The organism is Pseudomonas sp. CAN1 (genome assembly GCF_030462585.1).
In the GTDB taxonomy this organism is placed as follows: Bacteria; Pseudomonadota; Gammaproteobacteria; order Pseudomonadales; family Pseudomonadaceae; genus Pseudomonas.
On the sequence record NZ_JASMRU010000001.1, the window covers coordinates 417906 to 437733 of the forward strand.

General features: G+C 62.2%; 20 protein-coding genes. 16 read left to right on the plus strand and 4 right to left on the minus strand.

Features of this window, described 5'->3' with window-relative positions; all coding sequences use genetic code 11:
* The first annotated feature begins 18 nt into the window (after nucleotides 1–18).
* Together gmhB and QO207_RS01985 are read left to right on the plus strand one after the other, a co-directional pair.
* Nucleotides 19–549, plus strand: a complete 531-nt coding sequence (gene gmhB / locus QO207_RS01980; RefSeq protein ID WP_301479076.1) for a D-glycero-beta-D-manno-heptose 1,7-bisphosphate 7-phosphatase — start codon at nucleotides 19–21, stop codon at nucleotides 547–549.
* Nucleotides 550–562: 13 nt separating this feature from the next.
* Nucleotides 563–1336, plus strand: a complete 774-nt coding sequence (locus QO207_RS01985) for a 1-acyl-sn-glycerol-3-phosphate acyltransferase (protein ID WP_301479078.1) — start codon at nucleotides 563–565, stop codon at nucleotides 1334–1336.
* A gap of 67 nt (nucleotides 1337–1403) precedes the next feature.
* Here QO207_RS01985 and gyrB read toward each other — a convergent pair whose 3' ends face one another.
* Genes gyrB through dnaA form a run of 4 tightly spaced genes read right to left on the minus strand, consistent with a single transcriptional unit; the run spans nucleotide 1404 to nucleotide 7593 of the window.
* A complete protein-coding gene (gyrB, locus tag QO207_RS01990; protein ID WP_301479080.1) occupies nucleotides 1404–3821 on the minus strand; it encodes a DNA topoisomerase (ATP-hydrolyzing) subunit B in 2418 nt (805 codons plus the stop codon).
* On the minus strand, nucleotides 3818–4927 hold the full coding sequence (gene recF / locus QO207_RS01995) for a DNA replication/repair protein RecF (protein ID WP_301479081.1): 1110 nt from the start codon (nucleotides 4925–4927) through the stop codon (nucleotides 3818–3820). The genes gyrB and recF overlap by 4 nt, the downstream gene beginning before the upstream one ends.
* A gap of 9 nt (nucleotides 4928–4936) precedes the next feature.
* Nucleotides 4937–6043 (minus strand): DNA polymerase III subunit beta, encoded by a 1107-nt coding sequence (gene dnaN / locus QO207_RS02000; RefSeq protein WP_184586056.1) that lies wholly within the window; start codon nucleotides 6041–6043, stop codon nucleotides 4937–4939.
* Nucleotides 6044–6072: 29 nt separating this feature from the next.
* Nucleotides 6073–7593, minus strand: a complete 1521-nt coding sequence (gene dnaA, locus QO207_RS02005; protein WP_301479083.1) for a chromosomal replication initiator protein DnaA — start codon at nucleotides 7591–7593, stop codon at nucleotides 6073–6075.
* Nucleotides 7594–8114: 521 nt separating this feature from the next.
* Here dnaA and rpmH point away from each other — a divergent pair.
* The 14 genes from rpmH to QO207_RS02075 all read left to right on the plus strand — a co-directional run bounded on the left by rpmH (nucleotide 8115) and on the right by QO207_RS02075 (nucleotide 19811).
* On the plus strand, nucleotides 8115–8249 hold the full coding sequence (gene rpmH, locus QO207_RS02010; RefSeq protein WP_003100258.1) for a 50S ribosomal protein L34: 135 nt from the start codon (nucleotides 8115–8117) through the stop codon (nucleotides 8247–8249).
* 14 nt (nucleotides 8250–8263) lie between these two features.
* Complete coding sequence (gene rnpA, locus QO207_RS02015) at nucleotides 8264–8671, plus strand: ribonuclease P protein component (protein WP_081518987.1); 408 nt, start codon at nucleotides 8264–8266, stop codon at nucleotides 8669–8671.
* The gene (yidD, locus tag QO207_RS02020; protein WP_015479779.1) at nucleotides 8664–8912 is read left to right on the plus strand and encodes a membrane protein insertion efficiency factor YidD; all 249 of its coding nucleotides are present in this window, start codon (nucleotides 8664–8666) and stop codon (nucleotides 8910–8912) included. The genes rnpA and yidD overlap by 8 nt, the downstream gene beginning before the upstream one ends.
* 2 nt (nucleotides 8913–8914) lie before the next feature.
* The gene (gene yidC, locus QO207_RS02025; RefSeq protein ID WP_301479085.1) at nucleotides 8915–10663 is read left to right on the plus strand and encodes a membrane protein insertase YidC; all 1749 of its coding nucleotides are present in this window, start codon (nucleotides 8915–8917) and stop codon (nucleotides 10661–10663) included.
* Between the two features lie 106 nt (nucleotides 10664–10769).
* The gene (gene mnmE, locus QO207_RS02030; RefSeq protein ID WP_301479087.1) at nucleotides 10770–12137 is read left to right on the plus strand and encodes a tRNA uridine-5-carboxymethylaminomethyl(34) synthesis GTPase MnmE; all 1368 of its coding nucleotides are present in this window, start codon (nucleotides 10770–10772) and stop codon (nucleotides 12135–12137) included.
* A gap of 548 nt (nucleotides 12138–12685) precedes the next feature.
* On the plus strand, nucleotides 12686–14578 hold the full coding sequence (mnmG, locus tag QO207_RS02035) for a tRNA uridine-5-carboxymethylaminomethyl(34) synthesis enzyme MnmG (RefSeq protein WP_301479089.1): 1893 nt from the start codon (nucleotides 12686–12688) through the stop codon (nucleotides 14576–14578).
* The gene (gene rsmG, locus QO207_RS02040; RefSeq protein ID WP_301479090.1) at nucleotides 14578–15228 is read left to right on the plus strand and encodes a 16S rRNA (guanine(527)-N(7))-methyltransferase RsmG; all 651 of its coding nucleotides are present in this window, start codon (nucleotides 14578–14580) and stop codon (nucleotides 15226–15228) included. The genes mnmG and rsmG overlap by 1 nt, the downstream gene beginning before the upstream one ends.
* Nucleotides 15229–15246: 18 nt before the next feature.
* Entirely contained in the window at nucleotides 15247–16035 is a 789-nt protein-coding gene (locus tag QO207_RS02045; RefSeq protein WP_301479092.1) for a ParA family protein, read from the plus strand.
* A gap of 17 nt (nucleotides 16036–16052) precedes the next feature.
* Nucleotides 16053–16925 carry a ParB/RepB/Spo0J family partition protein gene (locus tag QO207_RS02050; protein ID WP_081518992.1) on the plus strand — a complete coding sequence of 291 codons (873 nt, stop codon included), beginning with the start codon at nucleotides 16053–16055 and terminating at the stop codon, nucleotides 16923–16925.
* Nucleotides 16926–17078: 153 nt separating this feature from the next.
* Nucleotides 17079–17486 (plus strand): F0F1 ATP synthase subunit I, encoded by a 408-nt coding sequence (locus QO207_RS02055; protein ID WP_301479094.1) that lies wholly within the window; start codon nucleotides 17079–17081, stop codon nucleotides 17484–17486.
* Between the two features lie 16 nt (nucleotides 17487–17502).
* Nucleotides 17503–18372 carry a F0F1 ATP synthase subunit A gene (gene atpB / locus QO207_RS02060; RefSeq protein WP_301479095.1) on the plus strand — a complete coding sequence of 290 codons (870 nt, stop codon included), beginning with the start codon at nucleotides 17503–17505 and terminating at the stop codon, nucleotides 18370–18372.
* Between the two features lie 109 nt (nucleotides 18373–18481).
* Nucleotides 18482–18739, plus strand: a complete 258-nt coding sequence (gene atpE, locus QO207_RS02065) for a F0F1 ATP synthase subunit C (RefSeq protein ID WP_043256731.1) — start codon at nucleotides 18482–18484, stop codon at nucleotides 18737–18739.
* Between the two features lie 52 nt (nucleotides 18740–18791).
* Entirely contained in the window at nucleotides 18792–19262 is a 471-nt protein-coding gene (locus QO207_RS02070; RefSeq protein ID WP_253441636.1) for a F0F1 ATP synthase subunit B, read from the plus strand.
* 12 nt (nucleotides 19263–19274) lie between these two features.
* Nucleotides 19275–19811 carry a F0F1 ATP synthase subunit delta gene (locus QO207_RS02075; RefSeq protein ID WP_017518841.1) on the plus strand — a complete coding sequence of 179 codons (537 nt, stop codon included), beginning with the start codon at nucleotides 19275–19277 and terminating at the stop codon, nucleotides 19809–19811.
* Nucleotides 19812–19828: the final 17 nt, after the last annotated feature.

Consider the following 19828-nt stretch of genomic DNA (forward strand, 5'->3'; position numbering starts at 1 on the left):
TGACTTGTCGAATCAACCATGAAGCTACTGATCCTCGACCGCGACGGTGTCATCAACCAGGACTCCGACGCCTACATCAAATCCCTCGGCGAGTGGATTCCGATCCCCAGCGCGATCACCGCCATCGCCCGCCTGAGCAAAGCCGGCTGGACCGTGGCCGTGGCCACCAACCAGTCGGGCATCGCCCGCGGCTACTACGACCTCGCCACTCTGGAGAGCATGCACCAGCGCCTGCGCGAGCTAGTGGCGGAGCAGGGCGGTGAACTCGGGGTGGTCGTGTACTGTCCCCATGGTCCCGACGAGGGCTGCGACTGCCGCAAGCCGAAACCCGGTATGCTGCTGCAGATAGCCCGGCACTACGGCGCGGATCTGCGCGGTACCTGGTTCGTTGGCGACAGCCGGGGTGACCTGGACGCCGCGTTGGCCGTCGATTGTCAGCCCGTGTTGGTAATGACCGGCAAGGGCGAGCGAACCCTGACCAAGCCGTTGCCCGAAGGCACGCTGGTATTCGACGATCTGGCGGCAGTAGCCGACCAACTTCTTTCCTGAGGACCCATCCCCCATGTCGATAGTGCAGGCCATCAGAACCGTTCTCTTCTACCTGCTGCTGTCGTCCAGCGCCTTCGTCTGGGGCACCCTCAGCCTGCTCATCGCGCCCTTCCTGCCGTACCGCGCGCGCTACCGTTTCATCGCCCAGGCCTGGTGCAAGTTCGCCGTCTGGCTGGCTTCCTGGATGGTCGGCGTACGCTACGAGCTCAAGGGCGTGGAGAACATCCCCGACCAGCCCTGCGTGATCCTCGCCAAACACCAGAGCACCTGGGAGACCTTCTTCCTCACCGGCTACTTCGAGCCGCTGGCGCTGGTACTCAAGCGCGAGCTGCTGTTCGTGCCCTTCTTCGGCTGGGCCATGGCGCTGCTCAAACCCATCGCCATCAACCGCGAGCAGCCCAAGGTGGCCCTCAAGCAGATCGCCAAGCAGGGCGACGAGTGCCTGAAGAAAGGCGCGTGGGTGCTGATCTTCCCGGAAGGCACCCGCGTTCCCACCGGCCAGATCGGCAAGTTCTCCCGCGGCGGTGCCGCCCTGGCGGTCAACGCCAACCTGCCGGTACTGCCGATCGCCCACAACGCCGGGCACTGCTGGCCGAAGAACGGCTGGGCAAAGTACCCCGGTACCATCCAGGTGGTGATCGGTCCGGCGATGTACGCCGAAGGGGAGGGCGCACGCGCCATCACCGAGCTCAACCAGCGTGCCGAGAACTGGGTCATCCAGACCCTGCGCGACATGGGTGAGCTGCCGGCGGACGCAACCCCGCAGGCGGTCGCCGAAGCTTCCTGAGGCGATCTCAGGAACAAAAGAAAAGGGCCCCGAAGGGCCCTTTCTTTTTGCCTGTAGCTTTCCTGGATCAGACGTCCAGGTTCGACACCGCCAGGGCGTTGCTTTCGATGAAGTCGCGGCGCGGCTCCACGGCATCGCCCATCAGGGTATTGAACAGCTGGTCGGCAGCGATGGCATCCTCGATGGTTACCTTCAGCATGCGGCGCACGTTCGGGTCCATGGTGGTTTCCCACAGCTGATCCGGGTTCATCTCACCCAGACCTTTGTATCGCTGGATGCTGTGGCGCTTGGTGCCTTCGACCAGCAGCCAGTCGAGGGCTTCCTTGAAGGTGCTGACCGGCTTCTTGCGCTCACCCTTCTGCACAAAGGCGCCATCTTCCAGCAGGCCGTTCAGCTTGCTGCCCAGCTCGGTCACCGCGCGGTAATCGTTGCTGGCGAAGAAGTCGCGGTTGAAGGTGATGTAGCTCGACAGACCATGGGCAACCATCTCGACTTCCGGCAGCCACAGGTGACGCTCGCGGTCTTCACGCAGGCTGACCTTGTAGACCAGGCCGGACTTCTCGGCACCCTTCAGGCGCTCCTGGTACTGGTCCAGCCAGCCTTGCATGGCGGTCTGGTCACCCAGCTGGGCAACCTCGATGCGCGGCAGGTAGATGAAGTGCTCGGTCAGATCCTGCGGGTACAGACGGGACAGGCGCTTGAGGGTGCGCATGACGCCACGGTACTCGTTGACCAGATTCTCCAGCGCTTCGCCGGACAGGCCCGGGGCGCTTTCGTTGACGTGCACACTGGCCTCTTCGAGGGCCGACTGGGTCATGTACTCATCCATGGCCACGTCGTCCTTGATGTACTGCTCCTGCTTGCCGCGCTTCACCTTGTACAGCGGCGGCTGGGCGATGTAGATGTAGCCGCGCTCAACCAGCTCCGGTAGCTGACGGAAGAAGAAGGTCAGCAGCAGGGTGCGGATGTGCGAACCGTCGACGTCAGCATCGGTCATGATGATGATGTTGTGGTAACGCAGCTTGTCGATGTTGTACTCCTCGCGACCGATACCGCAGCCCAGCGCGGTGATCAGCGTGCCGACCTCCTGGGAGGACAGCATCTTGTCGAAGCGAGCCTTCTCGACGTTGAGGATCTTGCCCTTGAGCGGCAGGATCGCCTGGGTCTTGCGGTTACGGCCCTGCTTCGCAGAACCGCCCGCGGAGTCACCTTCCACGATGTACAGTTCGGAGAGGGCGGGATCCTTCTCCTGGCAATCGGCGAGCTTGCCCGGCAGGCCGGCGATATCCAGTGCGCCCTTGCGGCGGGTCATTTCACGGGCCTTGCGCGCAGCCTCACGGGCGCGGGCGGCGTCGATCATCTTGCCGACCACGGCCTTGGCTTCGTTCGGGTTCTCCAGCAGGAAGTCGGCGAAGTACTTGCCCATCTCCTGTTCCACGGCGGTCTTCACCTCCGAGGAAACCAGCTTGTCCTTGGTCTGCGAGCTGAACTTCGGATCCGGCACCTTCACCGAAATGATCGCGGTCAGACCTTCACGGGCGTCGTCGCCGGTGGTGGCGATCTTGAACTTCTTCGCCAGGCCTTCCTGCTCGATATAGTTGTTCAGGTGGCGGGTGAGGGCGGAGCGGAAGCCCGCCAGGTGGGTACCACCGTCACGCTGGGGAATGTTGTTGGTGAAGCAGAGGATGTTCTCGTTGAAGCTGTCGTTCCACTGCAGGGCAACTTCGACGCCGACGCCGTCTTCTTCGCGCTGGCAGTTGAAGTGGAAGACCTGGTTCACCGCGGTCTTGTTGGTGTTCAGGTACTCGACGAAGGCGCGCAGGCCACCCTCATACTTGAACAGCTCTTCCTTGCCGGCGCGCTCGTCGCGCAGGACGATGCCGACGCCGGAGTTCAGGAAGGACAGCTCGCGAATCCGCTTGGCCAGGATGTCCCAGCTGAAGTGGATGTTGTGGAAGGTTTCCGGGGACGGTTTGAAGTGCACCTCGGTTCCCGAGCCATCGGTATCGCCGACCGGGCGCAGCGGGAACTGTGGGACACCGTGGTGATAGACCTGTTCCCAGACCTTGCCTTCGCGGCGGATGGTCAGGCGCAGCTCGTGGGAGAGGGCGTTCACCACCGACACACCCACGCCGTGCAGACCGCCGGAGACCTTGTAGCTGTTGTCGTCGAACTTACCGCCGGCGTGAAGGACGGTCATGATGACCTCGGCCGCGGAGACCCCTTCTTCCTTGTGGATATCCACCGGAATGCCGCGACCGTTGTCGCGCACGGTGATGGATTCATCGGTGTGAATGGTGATGCTGATCTCGCTGCAGTAGCCCGCCAGCGCTTCGTCGATCGAGTTGTCCACGACCTCGAAGACCATGTGGTGCAGGCCAGTGCCGTCGTCGGTATCACCGATGTACATGCCCGGACGCTTACGTACGGCATCCAGCCCCTTCAGTACCTTGATACTGGAAGAGTCGTAGGTGTTCTCGCTCATTCTTCACTCCCGATGGTAGTGTCCTGAGAGACGCGCCCATGTTCCACGTGGAACATCGACACCGGCGTTTCCGTCTGCCAGCCGTCTTTCAATAAGTGCGGATCGACGCAGGTGATGAATACCTGGCAACCCAGATCTTCGAGAAGCCGGCACAAAGACAACCGATGCTTCTCATCCAGTTCGGAGGGGAGGTCATCCACCAGGTAGACGCATTGCCCGCGCTTCGCCTGGTTGATCAAGTGCCCCTGGGCGATCCGCAACGCGCAGACCACCAGTTTCTGTTGACCGCGAGACAGTATCTCCGCGGCATTGTGTCCCCCCAGGCGAATTCTCAGATCCGCCCTTTGCGGTCCTGCCTGGGTGTGCCCCATCTGCTGATCGCGCAGCAGGCTGGAAGACAGCACCTCGCTCAGCTCGCGTTCCTTGTCCCAACCCCGGTAGTAGCTGAGCGTCAGGTCATCGAGCTGGATGAGCTCGGCCAGGGTACGCTCGAACTGGGGCTTGAGAGCCTGGATGTAGGACCGCCGGTACGCGTCGATTTCATCGCTCGCGACGCATAACTCGCGATCCCACGCGGCTTGCGAAGCACCGTCCAGTTTACCATGTCGGAGCCACGAGTTCCGCTGCTGCAGGGCCTTCTGCAGTCTTTGCCAAGCGACCATGAAGCGTTGTTCCACGTGGAACACTCCCCAGTCGAGGAACTGCCGGCGAATCTTCGGCGCGCCTTCCAGCAGGCGGAAACTGTCCGGGTTGATCAGCTGCAGCGGCAGGGTCTCGGCGAGTTGCGCGGCGCTGCGCGCATTCTGCCCATCGATGCGAATCTGGAACTCGCCCTGGCGATCCCGCGAAACACCCAGGCTGCTATCGAAGCCATTGCCCAGGCGAACCTGTCCAAAAACCGTGCAAGCCGGTTCTTCGTACTGGATGACAGGTTGCAGACGAATGCTGCGGAAGGAGCGGGCGAGACCGAGCAAGTAGATGGCTTCCAGCACGCTGGTCTTGCCGCTGCCGTTTTCGCCGTAGAGGATGTTGATGCGGGGGGAGGGGGAGAAGGTCACCGGGTGCAGGTTACGCACCGCGGTGACCGAAAGGCGGGTAAGGGACATCGATACGCGTCAGAGGCGCATCGGCATGACGACGTAGGCGGAATCGTCGTTGTCCGCTTCCTGCACCAGCGCACTGCTGTTGGAGTCGGAGAGGATCATGCGCACCTGCTCGGTACCCATGACACCCAGGACGTCCAGCAGGTAGCTGACGTTGAAGCCGATTTCCAGGTTGCCGCCGTTGTAGTCGACTTGTACTTCCTCTTCCGCTTCTTCCTGCTCCGGGTTGTTCGCTTGGATTTTCAGCAGGCCGTTGGAGAGCTGCAGACGGATACCGCGGTACTTCTCGTTCGACAGGATCGCGGTGCGGCTGAAGGCTTCGCGCAGCACCTGGCGATCACCGATGACCAGCTTGTCGCCGCCCTTGGGCAGCACTCGCTCGTAGTCGGGGAACTTGCCGTCGACCAGCTTGGAGGTGAAGGTGAACTCGCCGGTGGTGGCACGTATGTGGTGCTGGCCGAGAACGATGGATACTTCGCCGTCCTGCTCGGTGAGCAGACGAGCCAGTTCGAGAATGCCCTTGCGCGGCACGATCACCTGGTGGCGATCCTGGGCCTCCGGCACGCCGTTGCTCAGCGAGCACATGGCCAGGCGGTGGCCGTCGGTAGCGACAGCGCGCAGGGTGCCACCGCCCACTTCCAGCAGCATGCCATTCAGGTAGTAGCGCACATCCTGCTGGGCCATGGCGAAGCTGGTGCGGTCGATCAGGCGACGCAGCTTGCTCTGCACCAGGCTGAAGGTCAGCGAACCCGGGCCTTCTTCCACGGTGGGGAAGTCATTGGCCGGCAGGGTGGAGAGGGTGAAGCGGCTGCGGCCAGCCTTCACCAGGAGCTTCTGCTCGTCGACGCGGATATCGATCACGGCATCGCTGGGCAGGCTCTTGCAGATGTCCATCAGCTTGCGCGCCGGCACGGTGATTTCGCCCGGTTCGGCAGCATCTTCCAGGGCAACACGGCCAACCAGCTCGACTTCCAGGTCGGTACCGGTCAGCGACAGCTGCTGGCCTTCGACGACAAGCAGGACGTTGGAAAGAACCGGCAGCGTCTGGCGGCGCTCGACAACGCCAGCGACCAGTTGCAGGGGTTTCAACAGAGCTTCGCGTTGAATAGTGAAATGCATGGTCTAGTCCCTTGCCTCGTGAGGCTGCGTCAGGTGGTCAGAGTACGCAGCAGGTTCTTGTAGTCCTCGCGGATATCCGCGTCGGATTCCTTGAGTTGAGCGATCTTACGACAGGCGTGCAGCACCGTGGTGTGATCCCGACCGCCGAAGGCCACACCGATCTCCGGCAGGCTGTGGTTGGTCAGCTCCTTGGAGAGTGCCATGGCGACCTGACGCGGACGTGCCACCGAGCGCGAGCGGCGCTTGGACAGCAGGTCGGCGATCTTGATCTTGTAGTACTCGGCGACGGTGCGCTGGATGTTGTCGATGCTGACCAGCTTGTCCTGCAGGGCCAGCAGGTCCTTCAGCGACTCGCGGATCAGCTCGATGGTGATCGGCCGGCCCATGAAGTGGGAGTGGGCGATTACGCGCTTGAGCGCACCTTCCAGCTCACGCACGTTGGAGCGAATGCGCTGGGCGATGAAGAACGCCGCGTCGTGCGGCAGCTCGACCTTGGCCTGCTCGGCCTTCTTCATCAGGATCGCCACGCGGGTTTCCAGCTCCGGCGGCTCCACGGCCACCGTCAGGCCCCAGCCGAAGCGCGATTTCAGGCGTTCTTCCAGGCCTTCGATTTCCTTCGGATAGCGGTCACTGGTCAGGATGACCTGCTGGCCGCCTTCGAGAAGGGCGTTGAAGGTGTGGAAGAACTCTTCCTGGGAACGCTCCTTGCGGGCGAAGAACTGGATATCGTCGATCAGCAGCGCGTCCACCGAGCGGTAGAAGCGCTTGAATTCATTGATGGCGTTCAGCTGCAGAGCTTTCACCATGTCCGCGACGAAGCGCTCCGAGTGCAGGTACACGACCTTGGCATTCGGGTTCTTCTTCAACAGATGGTTACCCACAGCGTGCATCAGGTGGGTTTTACCCAGGCCGACGCCACCATAAAGGAACAGCGGGTTGTAGCCGTGCTTGAGGTTGTCCGCCACCTGCCAGGCAGCCGCGCGGGCCAGCTGGTTGGATTTGCCTTCGACGAAGTTCTCGAAGGTGAAGGTGCGGTTGAGGTAGCTGGTGTGCTTGAGCGCACCTTCTACCTGCACGTTGCGCTCGGTGCGCACGGCAGCTGCCGGCATGGCCGCGGCCAGCGGATCGATACCCGGGCTGGATTCATCGAGGTCGGTAATAGTCTGCACGGGCGCGGCCTGGATCGGCTGCGGCTCGGGCACAGGCTGTACGACCGGAGCCGCGACAGGCGCAGCAACCGCGGCGGGAGCCGGCTGGACATAGACCTGGGGCGTCGGCACGAGGGCAGGGCGCGGCGTGCGGCTGCGGCGGCTGCCAATCAGCAGCGAGATAGCCGGAAGCTGGCCGTTGCCGCGCTCGCTGAGCAGCTCGAGCATGCGGCCCATGTATTTCTCGTTGACCCAGTCGAGTACGAAGCGGTTGGGTGCGTAGACGCGCAGCTCCTCACCCTCGGCCTCGACCTGCAGAGGTCGAATCCAGGTGTTGAATTGCTGGGACGGCAGCTCGTCGCGCAGAAGCTCCACGCACTGCTGCCAAAGTTCCACGGACACGGATATCCCCCAAAAGAAGTCGCAAAGCGAAACAGACGGCTATTGTATCCCCGCCAGACCAACTTATCCACAGTTAAGCGCGCCGGGATACAAGCAAAATCAAGGTGTTAATGATTTTACCGGTGGTCGGCGAATAGCGCCGTGAGCCTTGTGGATAACAGCTGGATGGGGCAGGGGACTACTCTGCGGATGAACCTGTGGAAATAACGCCTGTGGAAAATCCGGCGATTCATACCCAGCTTTCCAACCGGCACCGCACAGGCCACCCACGCTTTCCCGACAGGGTTATCATTACGTGAGACGAAACAATGGCGCCGCCTGCAGCAGGTTATCCACAGAGGTGGCCGCGCCTAATCACAATCACAGCTTCAATCTTTTAAGAAAGAGATTTCCTCCCTTTCTATTCATTTTGTATCCGCCTCTGGTTGGAAATTGACCTGCACCGCCGATTTCACTAGAATCGCCGGTCTCTTTAAACGGGGTCACTGCGACCTCATGTCGTCAAACCCAGGTACCGAATCATGAAACGTACTTTCCAACCCAGCACCCTCAAGCGCGCTCGCGTGCACGGCTTCCGCGCTCGCATGGCCACCAAGAACGGTCGTCAGGTTCTGTCGCGTCGTCGCGCCAAGGGCCGTAAGCGTCTGACCGTCTGATTTGTCTGACGCAGGTGGTGAGTCGAGATTTCAGCCGGGATAAACGTCTACTGACAGCCCGGCAATTCACAGCAGTCTTCGACTCCCCCACCTCCAAGGTCCCCGGCAAGCACATCCTGCTGCTGGCGCGCGAAAACGGTCTCGATCATCCCCGTCTGGGTCTGGTGATCGGCAAGAAGAACGTCAAGCTCGCCGTCGAACGCAACCGCCTCAAACGCCTTCTCCGTGAATCCTTCCGCCACCACCAGCAGAAGCTGGCCGGCCTGGACATCGTGGTGATCGCGCGCAAGGGCCTCGGCGATCTGGAGAATGAAGAACTGCACCAGCAGTTCGGCAAACTCTGGAAGCGCTTGTTGCGCAATCGGCCCAGCCCGGAACCTTCGACAGAATCTCCGGGAGTGGCCGACAGTTCCCATGCGTAGACTGGCGCTGTTACTGATCCAGTTTTACCGCTACGCCATCAGTCCCATGATGGGCAGGCACTGTCGTTTCTACCCCAGCTGTTCCTGCTACGCGCAGGAGGCCATTGAAACCCATGGCTTCCTGCGTGGTGGCTGGCTGGCCGCTCGTCGCCTAGGCCGCTGCCACCCCTGGCATCCCGGTGGCTACGACCCGGTCCCGCCAGATCCTTCCAAGCCCGCCCCTTCCTCGACGGCCGAGTAACCATGGACATCAAACGTTCAATCCTATTCGTCGCCCTGGCAATCGTGTCCTACGCACTGGTCCTCCAGTGGAACAAGGACTATGGCCAGCCCGAACTGCCAGCGCAGACCGCGACCTTCAACCAGAACGAAGGCCTGCCGGATACTTCCGTGCCTGCCGGCAGCGCGAACAACGGCGACGTACCGACCGCCCAGAATGCCCAGGCGACCCTGCCCACCGAGCAGAAGCCGGCGGCGGTCAGCGACCAGCTGATCCGCGTGAAGACCGACGTCCTCGACCTGTACATCGACCCGCGCGGCGGCGACGTGGTGAAACTGGGCCTGACCCAGTACCCGCTGCGCCAGGATCGCCCGGACGTGCCGTTCCCGCTGTTCGAGCGTGACCAGCAGCGTACCTACCTGGCCCAGAGCGGCCTGACCGGCGCCAACGGCCCGGACGCCGCTGCCAGCGGTCGCCCGCTGTACGCCAGCGCCAAGCCGAGCTACGAGCTGGCTGACGGCCAGGACCAGATGACCGTCGACCTGACTTATGCACAGGATGGCGTCAACTACATCAAGCGCTTCACCCTGCACCGCGGCCTGAAAGGCGACTGCACCGACAAGGAACGCGCGCAGAAGAAGCTCGAGTGCATCAACCCCAATGCCTATCAGGTCGGCGTCAGCTACCTGATCGACAACCAGAGCGACAAACCCTGGACCGCCTCGCTGTTCGCCCAGCTCAAGCGCGATGCCAGCGTCGACCCGTCCTCCACCACCGCTACCGGCGTGTCGACCTACCTCGGCGCCGCGGTCTGGACTCCTGAAAAGCCCTACGTGAAAGTGTCCATGAAGGACATGGACAAGGAGCAGTTCAAGGAAACCGTCCAGGGCGGCTGGGTAGCCTGGCTGCAGCACTACTTCGTCACTGCCTGGGTTCCCGCCAGCGGCGACACCCACAACGTGCTGACCCGCAAGGACGCCCAGGGCAACTACATCGTCGGCTTCACCGGTCCGAACATCACCGTCGCGCCGGGCGCCAAGGGCGAAACCAGCATGACCCTGTATGCCGGTCCCAAGCTGCAGAAGTACCTGGGCGAGCTGTCCAAGGGCCTGGAGCTGACCGTCGACTACGGCCCGCTGTGGTTCATCGCCCAGCCGATCTTCTGGCTGCTGCAACATATCCACAACCTGGTGGGTAACTGGGGCTGGTCGATCATCTTCCTGACCATCGTCATCAAACTGGCCTTCTTCCCGCTGTCCGCCGCCAGCTACCGCTCCATGGCCCGCATGCGCGCCGTGTCGCCGAAACTGGCTGCTCTGAAGGAACAGCATGGCGATGATCGCCAGAAGATGTCCCAGGCGATGATGGAGCTGTACAAGAAGGAGAAGATCAATCCGCTGGGCGGCTGCCTGCCGATCCTGGTGCAGATGCCGGTCTTCCTCTCCCTGTACTGGGTACTCCTGGAAAGCGTCGAGATGCGCCAGGCCCCGTGGCTGGGCTGGATCGTCGACCTGTCGGTGAAGGATCCGTTCTTCATCCTGCCGATCATCATGGGCGCCACCATGCTGGTTCAGCAGATGCTCAACCCGACTCCGCCGGACCCCATGCAGGCCAAGGTGATGAAGCTGATGCCGATCATCTTCACCTTCTTCTTCCTGTGGTTCCCGGCCGGCCTGGTGCTGTACTGGGTTGTGAACAACTGCCTGTCCATCGCACAGCAGTGGTACATTACCCGCCGGATCGAAGCGGCGTCGAAGAAGGCTTCTGCCTGATAGCGACAGCACCTCCGATTGACAAGACGCCCCCTCGTGGGGCGTTTTGCTATGTGGATAACTCTGCTTTTCCGCAAGCCCGCCACACAACCGCGAGACCGCCGCCATGAATGCAGCCCGTGAAACCATCGCCGCCGTCGCCACCGCCCAGGGCCGTGGTGGGGTGGGCATCGTCCGCGTCTCCGGCCCGCGTGCGCGCGCCATGGCCATCACCCTCAGCGGCCGCGAGCCACAGCCGCGCTACGCGCACTACGGGCCGTTCCACGCCGATGATGGCGACGTCATCGACGAAGGCCTGCTGCTGTTCTTCCCCGGGCCGAACTCCTTCACCGGCGAAGACGTACTGGAACTGCAGGGCCACGGCGGCCCGGTAGTGATGGACATGTTGCTGCAGCGCTGCCTGGAACTGGGTGCACGCCAGGCCCGCCCGGGTGAGTTCAGCGAACGCGCCTTTCTCAACGACAAGCTCGACCTGGCCCAGGCCGAGGCCATTGCCGACCTGATCGAGGCCAGCTCGGCACAGGCCGCGCGCAATGCCGTGCGTTCGCTGCAGGGCGAGTTTTCCAAGCGTGTGCATAACCTCACCGACCAACTGATCGGCCTGCGCATGTATGTCGAAGCCGCCATCGACTTCCCGGAAGAGGAAATCGACTTCCTTGCCGATGGCCACGTCCTCTCGCAGCTGGACGCGGTGCGCGCCGAACTGGCCGCGGTGCTGCGCGAAGCGGGCCAGGGCGCCCTGCTGCGCGACGGTATGACGGTGGTGATAGCCGGACGCCCCAACGCCGGCAAATCGAGCCTGCTGAACGCCCTGGCGGGGCGCGAGGCGGCCATCGTCACCGACATCGCCGGAACCACCCGCGATGTCCTGCGCGAACATATCCACATCGACGGCATGCCGCTGCACATCATCGACACCGCCGGCCTGCGCAGCACCGATGATCATGTGGAAAAGATCGGCGTGGAACGCGCGCTGAAGGCAATCAACGAAGCGGACCGCGTGTTGCTGGTGGTCGACTCCACAGCACCGGAAGCCAGCGATCCCTTTGCGCTGTGGCCGGAGTTCCTCGACAGCCGTCCAGACCCGGCGCACGTCACCCTGATCCGCAACAAGGCAGATTTATCCACAGAGAATATCGGCCTGGAAGAAAGCGCTGACGGCCACGTCACCATTACGCTCTCCGCCCGCTCGGGCAATGGCCTGGAACTGCTGCGCGAGCACCTGAAGGCCTGCATGGGCTTCGAACAGACCGCCGAGAGCAGCTTCAGTGCCCGCCGGCGCCACCTGGAGGCCTTGCGCCTGGCTGACGACAGCCTCGAGCACGGCCGCGCACAACTCACCCTGAGCGGCGCAGGCGAATTGCTGGCCGAAGACCTGCGCCAGGCCCAGCAGGCCCTGGGCGAGATTACCGGGGCCTTTACGCCGGACGATCTGCTGGGGCGCATCTTCTCCAGCTTCTGCATCGGCAAGTGATCCACAACCGAGCTTTTCCCCACCGGTGACGGGATCATCCCGTCATCGCGTCTCGTGCCGCCCGCGATTTCTCCTCCTGATTAACTATCCACAGCCACTAATTCAGCTCAGGCCGCGTATTTACTGGCTTACAAGGCATGAATAGAGGAATTAATAGGCCTTCGTGAACCCTGTGGAAAAGTCGCGTACAGCTAGGTGAACAAACCCTGCACCAGTCAGTGGATAAATCCCCCTGTTGATAACAGGCAACTTCATCCACAGGCTGATAACGGGACATCCCCTGTCACCGTACAGCATCGACACAGGGTTGTTAGGCGCTGAAAACCTTGCACCATCTGGCCTACGAAGGCTTATCCACAGAAAACGGCTTCACCATACATAAACACAAGCTCTAAAAAGACTTAAGAAGATTCCTCTCTTTTCATTTTCTATAGGGCGGACAGTACCCATTGGCTATTTTTTGTTCAGGTGCCTTCAATCGAAAGCCCTTAACCCCTATACTGTCCGGCTCTCTTCTTTCTCCTTGATCAACAGGCACGAGGTGCGTGGTGGATTTCCCTTCCCGTTTTGACGTGATCGTGATCGGCGGCGGCCATGCCGGCACAGAGGCCGCACTAGCGGCTGCACGCATGGGCGTGAAGACGCTGCTGCTCACCCACAATGTGGAAACCCTTGGCCAGATGAGCTGCAACCCCGCCATCGGTGGGATCGGCAAAAGCCATCTGGTCAAGGAAATCGATGCGCTGGGCGGTGCCATGGCACTGGCCACCGATAAAGGCGGCATCCAGTTCCGCGTGTTGAACAGCCGCAAGGGCCCGGCAGTGCGCGCCACTCGCGCCCAGGCTGACCGCGTTCTCTACAAGGCGGCCGTGCGCGAAATCCTGGAGAACCAGCCGAACCTGTGGATATTCCAGCAGGCCTGTGATGACCTGATCGTCGAACAGGATCAGGTGCGCGGTGTGGTGACCCAGATGGGTCTGAAATTCCATGCGGACAACGTCGTCCTTACCGCCGGTACTTTCCTCGGTGGACTTATCCACATCGGCCTGGAGAACTACTCCGGTGGCCGTGCCGGTGATCCGCCCTCGATCGCCCTGGCGCGCCGCCTGCGCGAACTGCCGCTGCGCGTCGGTCGCCTGAAGACCGGCACGCCACCGCGCATCGATGGCCGCAGTGTCGATTTCAGCGTGATGACCGAGCAGCCGGGCGACACGCCGATTCCGGTGATGTCCTTCCTGGGCTCCAGGGAAATGCATCCGCGCCAGGTCAGCTGCTGGATTACCCACACCAACGCGCGGACCCACGAGATCATCGCGTCCAACCTAGATCGCTCGCCGATGTACTCCGGCGTGATCGAAGGGGTCGGCCCGCGCTATTGCCCGTCGATCGAAGACAAGATCCATCGCTTCGCCGACAAGGACAGCCATCAGGTCTTCCTCGAACCCGAAGGTCTGACCACCCATGAGCTGTACCCGAACGGCATCTCCACTTCGCTGCCTTTCGACGTGCAACTGGAGATCGTCCGCTCGATCCGCGGCATGGAGAACGCACACATCGTTCGCCCCGGCTACGCCATCGAGTACGACTACTTCGATCCGCGCGACCTGAAGTACAGCCTGGAGACCAAGGTCATCGGCGGCCTGTTCTTCGCCGGCCAGATCAACGGCACCACCGGTTACGAAGAAGCCGGCGCCCAGGGCCTGCTCGCCGGCGCCAACGCCGCACTGCGCTCGCAGGGCCGCGAAAGCTGGTGCCCACGTCGCGACGAGGCGTACATCGGTGTACTGGTCGACGACCTGATCACCCTCGGCACCCAGGAGCCGTACCGCATGTTCACTTCGCGCGCCGAATACCGGCTGATCCTGCGCGAGGACAACGCCGACCTGCGCCTGACCGAGAAAGGTCGCGAGCTGGGTCTGATCGACGACGAGCGCTGGGCAGTGTTTGAAGCCAAGCGCGAAGGCATCGAGCGTGAAGAGCAGCGCCTGAAGAGCACCTGGGTTCGCCCGAACACGCCGCAGGGCGATGCCATCGCCGAGCGCTTCGGCACGCCGCTGGCTCACGAGTACAACCTGCTGAACCTGCTGGCCCGTCCGGAAATCGACTACGTCAGCCTGGCCGAAGTGACCGGTGCCGGTGCGGAAGATCCGCAGGTCGCCGAACAGGTGGAAATCCGTACCAAGTACGCCGGCTACATCGATCGCCAGCAGGAAGAGATCGCTCGCCTGCGGGCCAGCGAGGACACCCGCCTGCCTGTGGATATCGACTACCCGTCCATCTCCGGGCTGTCCAAGGAGATCCAGCTGAAGCTGGGTAACGCCCGACCGGAGACCCTCGGTCAGGCCGGCCGCATCCCGGGCGTGACGCCGGCGGCCATCTCCCTGCTGCTGATCCATCTGAAAAAACGCTCTTCCGGTCGTCAGCTGGAGCAGAGCGCCTGATGTCCCTGGTCACTGCACGCCACGCCGAAGAACTCGCGCGTGGCATCCAGACGCTCGGCCTGGATATCGACGCTGCTGCCCAGCAGCGCCTGCTGGACTACCTGGCCCTGCTGGCCAAGTGGAACAAGGCCTACAACCTCACCGCCGTGCGCGATGTGGATGAAATGGTCTCCCGCCATCTGCTCGACAGCCTGAGCATCGTCCCGCAGTTCGAAGCTGCCGGCGGCGAGCGCTGGATGGACGTCGGCAGCGGCGGCGGCATGCCCGGCATCCCGCTGGCTATCCTGTACCCCGGCAAGTCGCTGACCCTGCTGGACAGCAACGGCAAGAAGACCCGCTTCCTGACCCAGGTGAAGCTGGAGCTCAAGCTGGACAACCTGCAGGTTATCCACAGCCGGGTCGAAGCCTTCCAGCCCGAGCAGCCGTTCAACGGCATCGTCTCGCGGGCTTTCAGCAGCCTCGAAGACTTCACCAACTGGACACGCCACCTCGGCGACACCCAGACCAACTGGCTGGCCATGAAAGGCGTACACCCCAGCGACGAGCTCGCGGCACTCCCGGAAGATTTCCGGGTCGAAGCCGAACGCGCTCTGGCGGTGCCGGGTTGCCAAGGCCAGCGCCATCTGCTGATACTGCGCCGCACTGCATGACGGGGAGTGGGGAAAACCATGGCTAAGGTATTCGCGATCGCCAACCAGAAGGGCGGCGTCGGCAAGACCACGACCTGTATCAACCTCGCGGCATCGCTGGTTGCCACCAAGCGCCGCGTGCTGCTGATCGACCTTGATCCACAGGGCAACGCCACCACCGGCAGCGGTGTGGATAAGTTGTCCCTGGACCATTCCATCTACGACGTGCTCACCGGCGAATGCGATCTGGCCCAGGCCATGCAGTTCTCCGAGCACGGCGGCTACCAGCTGCTGCCCGCCAACCGCGACCTCACCGCGGCGGAAGTGGTGCTGCTGGAAATGGACATGAAGGAACACCGCCTGCGCCATGCGCTGGCGCCGATCCGCGAGAACTACGACTTCATTCTCATCGACTGCCCGCCGTCGCTGTCGATGCTGACGGTCAACGCCCTGTCCGCCGCGGACGGCGTGATCATCCCGATGCAGTGCGAGTACTACGCGCTGGAAGGCCTGACCGACCTGATGAACAGCATCCAGCGCATCGCCGAGCGGCTGAACCCGGCGCTGAAGATCGAAGGCCTGCTACGCACCATGTACGACCCGCGCATCAGCCTGACCAACGACGTCAGCGCGCAACTGCAGGAACACTTCGCCGACAAGCTCTACACCACCGTGATCCCGCGCAACGTGCGACTGGCCGAGGCACCCAGCTTCGGCATGCCGGCGCTGGTCTACGACAAGCAATCCCGCGGTGCCCTCGCCTACCTGGCGCTGGCCGGCGAGCTGGTGCGCCGTCAGCGCGCCGCCCGCACCACCGCCCCCGCCTAAGAGATTAAGGAACCCGCATGGCCGCCAAGAAACGAGGTCTCGGACGCGGGCTGGACGCCCTGCTCAGTGGCTCCAGCGCCGCTACGCTGCAGGAAGAAGCCGTTCAGGTGGACAGCAAGGAGCTGCAACACCTGCCGCTGGACCTGATCCAGCGCGGCAAGTACCAGCCTCGTCGCGACATGGACCCGCAGGCCCTGGAAGAACTCGCCCAGTCGATCAAGGTGCAGGGCGTGATGCAGCCGATCGTGGTGCGCCCGATCGACAAGGGCCGCTACGAGATCATCGCCGGTGAACGCCGCTGGCGCGCCAGCCAGCAGGCCGGCCTGGACAAGATCCCGGCCATGGTCCGCGAAGTGCCGGACGAAGCCGCCATTGCCATGGCGCTGATCGAGAACATCCAGCGCGAGGACCTCAACCCCATCGAGGAAGCCGCCGCGCTGCAGCGCCTGCAGCAGGAATTCCAGCTGACCCAGCAACAGGTCGCCGACGCCGTGGGCAAATCCCGCGTGACCGTGGCCAACCTGCTGCGCCTGATCGCCCTGCCGGAAGAGATCAAGACCCTGCTGTCCCACGGTGACCTGGAAATGGGCCATGCCCGCGCCCTGCTCGGACTGCCGGAGAATCGGCAGGTCGAAGGTGCGCGACATGTTGTCGCACGCGGCTTCACTGTGCGTCAGACCGAAGCACTGGTACGCCAGTGGCTGAACGCGCCGGAGGAACCTGTCAAAGCGGTCAGGACCGATCCGGACATCAGCCGCCTGGAACAGCGCCTGGCCGAGCGCCTGGGCGCTCCGGTGCAGATTCGCCACGGACAGAAGGGCAAGGGTCAACTGGTGATCCGCTACAACTCCCTCGATGAGCTCCAGGGTGTGCTGGCCCACATACGCTGATACGAAAGGCTATGTAGGGGGTCGTCGGAAATCACTACCTGACGGTTGAACGGGGGCCCTGCAGCCCCCTATACTCTGCGCGCAATTTTGTCGGCACAAAGTATGCCAAGTTGTTGATTTGTGAAGCCGACGCCAGAGGACTGTGAGCTGAAGATGGAACCCCGCAAGCCCGATCGTTTGCCCTTCCATCACCAACCGGCGTTTCGCCTGTTGCTCGTCCAGCTGGTGGTGCTGCTTATCGGTGCAGCAACCCTGTGGTTTGCCCGGGGATCGGTCGCAGGTTATTCCGGATTGCTCGGAGGCCTGATTGCGTGGTTGCCGAATCTGTACTTTGCTCGCAAGGCGTTCCGTTATAGCGGCGCGCGTTCTGCCCAGCTGATAGTCCGGTCCTTTTATGCCGGTGAGGCGGGAAAACTGATATTGACGGCAGTGCTCTTCGCACTGGCGTTTGCAGGTGTGAAGCCGCTGGCGCCCCTGGCGCTGTTCGGCCTCTACCTGCTGACCCTCGCGGTCAGCTGGTTTGCACCCCTGCTGATGCGAAACACATTTACAAGACCTTAGAGCGATTGAGGCAAACATGGCAGCAGAAAGCGCTTCGGGTTACATCCAGCACCACTTGCAGAACCTGACCCTGGGTCGTCTGCCGGATGGTTCCTGGGGGTTCGCCCACTCCGCCGAACAAGCCAAGGAAATGGGCTTCTGGGCATTCCACGTTGATACCCTGGGCTGGTCCGTATTCCTCGGCCTGGTGTTCATCCTTATCTTCCGCATGGCAGCCAAGAAGGCCACCAGCGGTCAACCCGGCGGCCTGCAGAACTTCGTTGAAGTTCTCGTGGAGTTCGTCGACGGCAGCGTGAAGGACACCTTCCACGGCCGTAACCCGCTCATCGCACCGCTGGCGCTGACCGTGTTCGTCTGGATCTTCCTGATGAACCTGATCGACCTGGTGCCCGTGGACTTCCTGCCGCTGGCGGCTCAGGCAGTCACCGGCAACGAGCACCTGTTCTTCCGCGCCGTGGCCACCACCGATCCGAACGCCACCTTCGGCATGTCGATCGCGGTGTTCGCGCTGATCATCTTCTACAGCATCAAGGTCAAGGGCATCGGCGGCTTCCTCGGCGAACTGACCCTGCACCCGTTCAACAGCAAGAACATCGTGGTTCAGATCATCCTGATTCCGGTGAACTTCCTGCTGGAGTTCGTGACCCTGATCGCCAAGCCGGTATCCCTGGCACTGCGTCTGTTCGGCAACATGTACGCCGGCGAGCTGATCTTCATCCTGATCGCCGTGATGTTCGGTTCCGGCATCCTCTGGCTGGGCGGCATGGGCGTTGTGCTGAACTGGGCGTGGGCCGTGTTCCACATCCTGATCATCACCCTGCAGGCCTTCATCTTCATGATGCTGACCATCGTCTACCTGTCGATGGCGCACGAAGACAGTCACTGATCCAAAGATTCTGTACGCCCCTTCCCTCACGGGAGGGGGTGAAAGAAGAGCTTCACCACCTTAACTTGCTTCACCTTTAACCAACACGACAAAAAAGTCGGGAGGAAAAATGGAAACTGTAGTTGGACTCACTGCTATCGCCGTTGCTCTGCTGATCGGTCTGGGCGCTCTGGGTACCGCCATCGGCTTCGGCCTGCTGGGCGGCAAGTTCCTGGAAGGCGCTGCGCGTCAGCCGGAAATGGTTCCGATGCTGCAGGTCAAAATGTTCATCGTTGCCGGTCTGCTCGACGCCGTAACCATGATCGGCGTTGGTATCGCTCTGTTCTTCACCTTCGCTAACCCGTTCATTGCTCAGGTTGCCCACTAATTTCCGAACAGCGGAAATCTGTGACTGAACAACGAACGAGCGAGGTATTGGCGTGAACATTAATGCAACTCTGATCGGCCAGGCCATCGCGTTCGCCATCTTCGTCCTGTTCTGCATGAAGTTCGTATGGCCTCCGGTCATTGCGGCTCTGCAAGAGCGTCAGAAGAAGATCGCCGACGGCCTGGACGCTGCCAACCGCGCGGCTCGTGACCTGGAACTGGCTCACGAGAAAGCGGGTCAGCAACTGCGCGAAGCCAAGGCTCAGGCAGCCGAAATCATCGAGCAGGCGAAGAAGAGCGCTAACCAGATCGTTGACGAAGCCCGTGATCAGGCCCGTGCCGAAGGTGATCGCATGATCGCTCAGGCCAAGGCCCAGATCGAACAGGAACTCAACAGCGTCAAAGACGCCCTGCGTGCCCAAGTGGGTGCCCTGGCTGTCTCCGGCGCCGAGAAGATCCTGGGTGCTTCGATCGATGCCAACGCGCAAAAGCAGCTGGTTGATCAACTGGCCGCCGAGATCTAAGCAGAGGGCGATATGGCAGAACTGACCACATTGGCTCGTCCATACGCGAAGGCGGCTTTCGAGTACGCCCAGGCTCATCAGCAACTGGCCGACTGGTCCGCTGCTCTGGGTGTGCTGGCTGCAGTGTCGCGGGACGACACCGTGCGCCAGCTGCTCAAGGAGCCCCAGCTGACCGCGGCAGCCAAGGCTGACGCGCTGATCGACGTGTGTGGCGACAAGCTCAATGCTCCGGCCCAGAACTTCGTCCGGACTGTGGCTGAAAACAAGCGGCTCGACCTGCTGCCGACCATCTTCGTGATGTTCGAGCAACTCAAGGCCGAGCAGGAAAAACTGGTCGAGGTCGAGGTCACCAGTGCCTTCGCCCTGGACCAGGAACAGCAGGACAAACTCGCCAAGGCCCTCAGCGCCCGGCTCAGTCGCGAAGTGCGACTTCATGCGTCGGAAGACGCGAGCTTGATCGGCGGCGTGGTCATTCGCGCCGGCGACTTGGTAATCGATGGCTCGGTGCGCGGCAAAATCGCGAAACTGGCCGAAGCGTTGAAATCTTGAGTTTGAAGGGGCAGCGG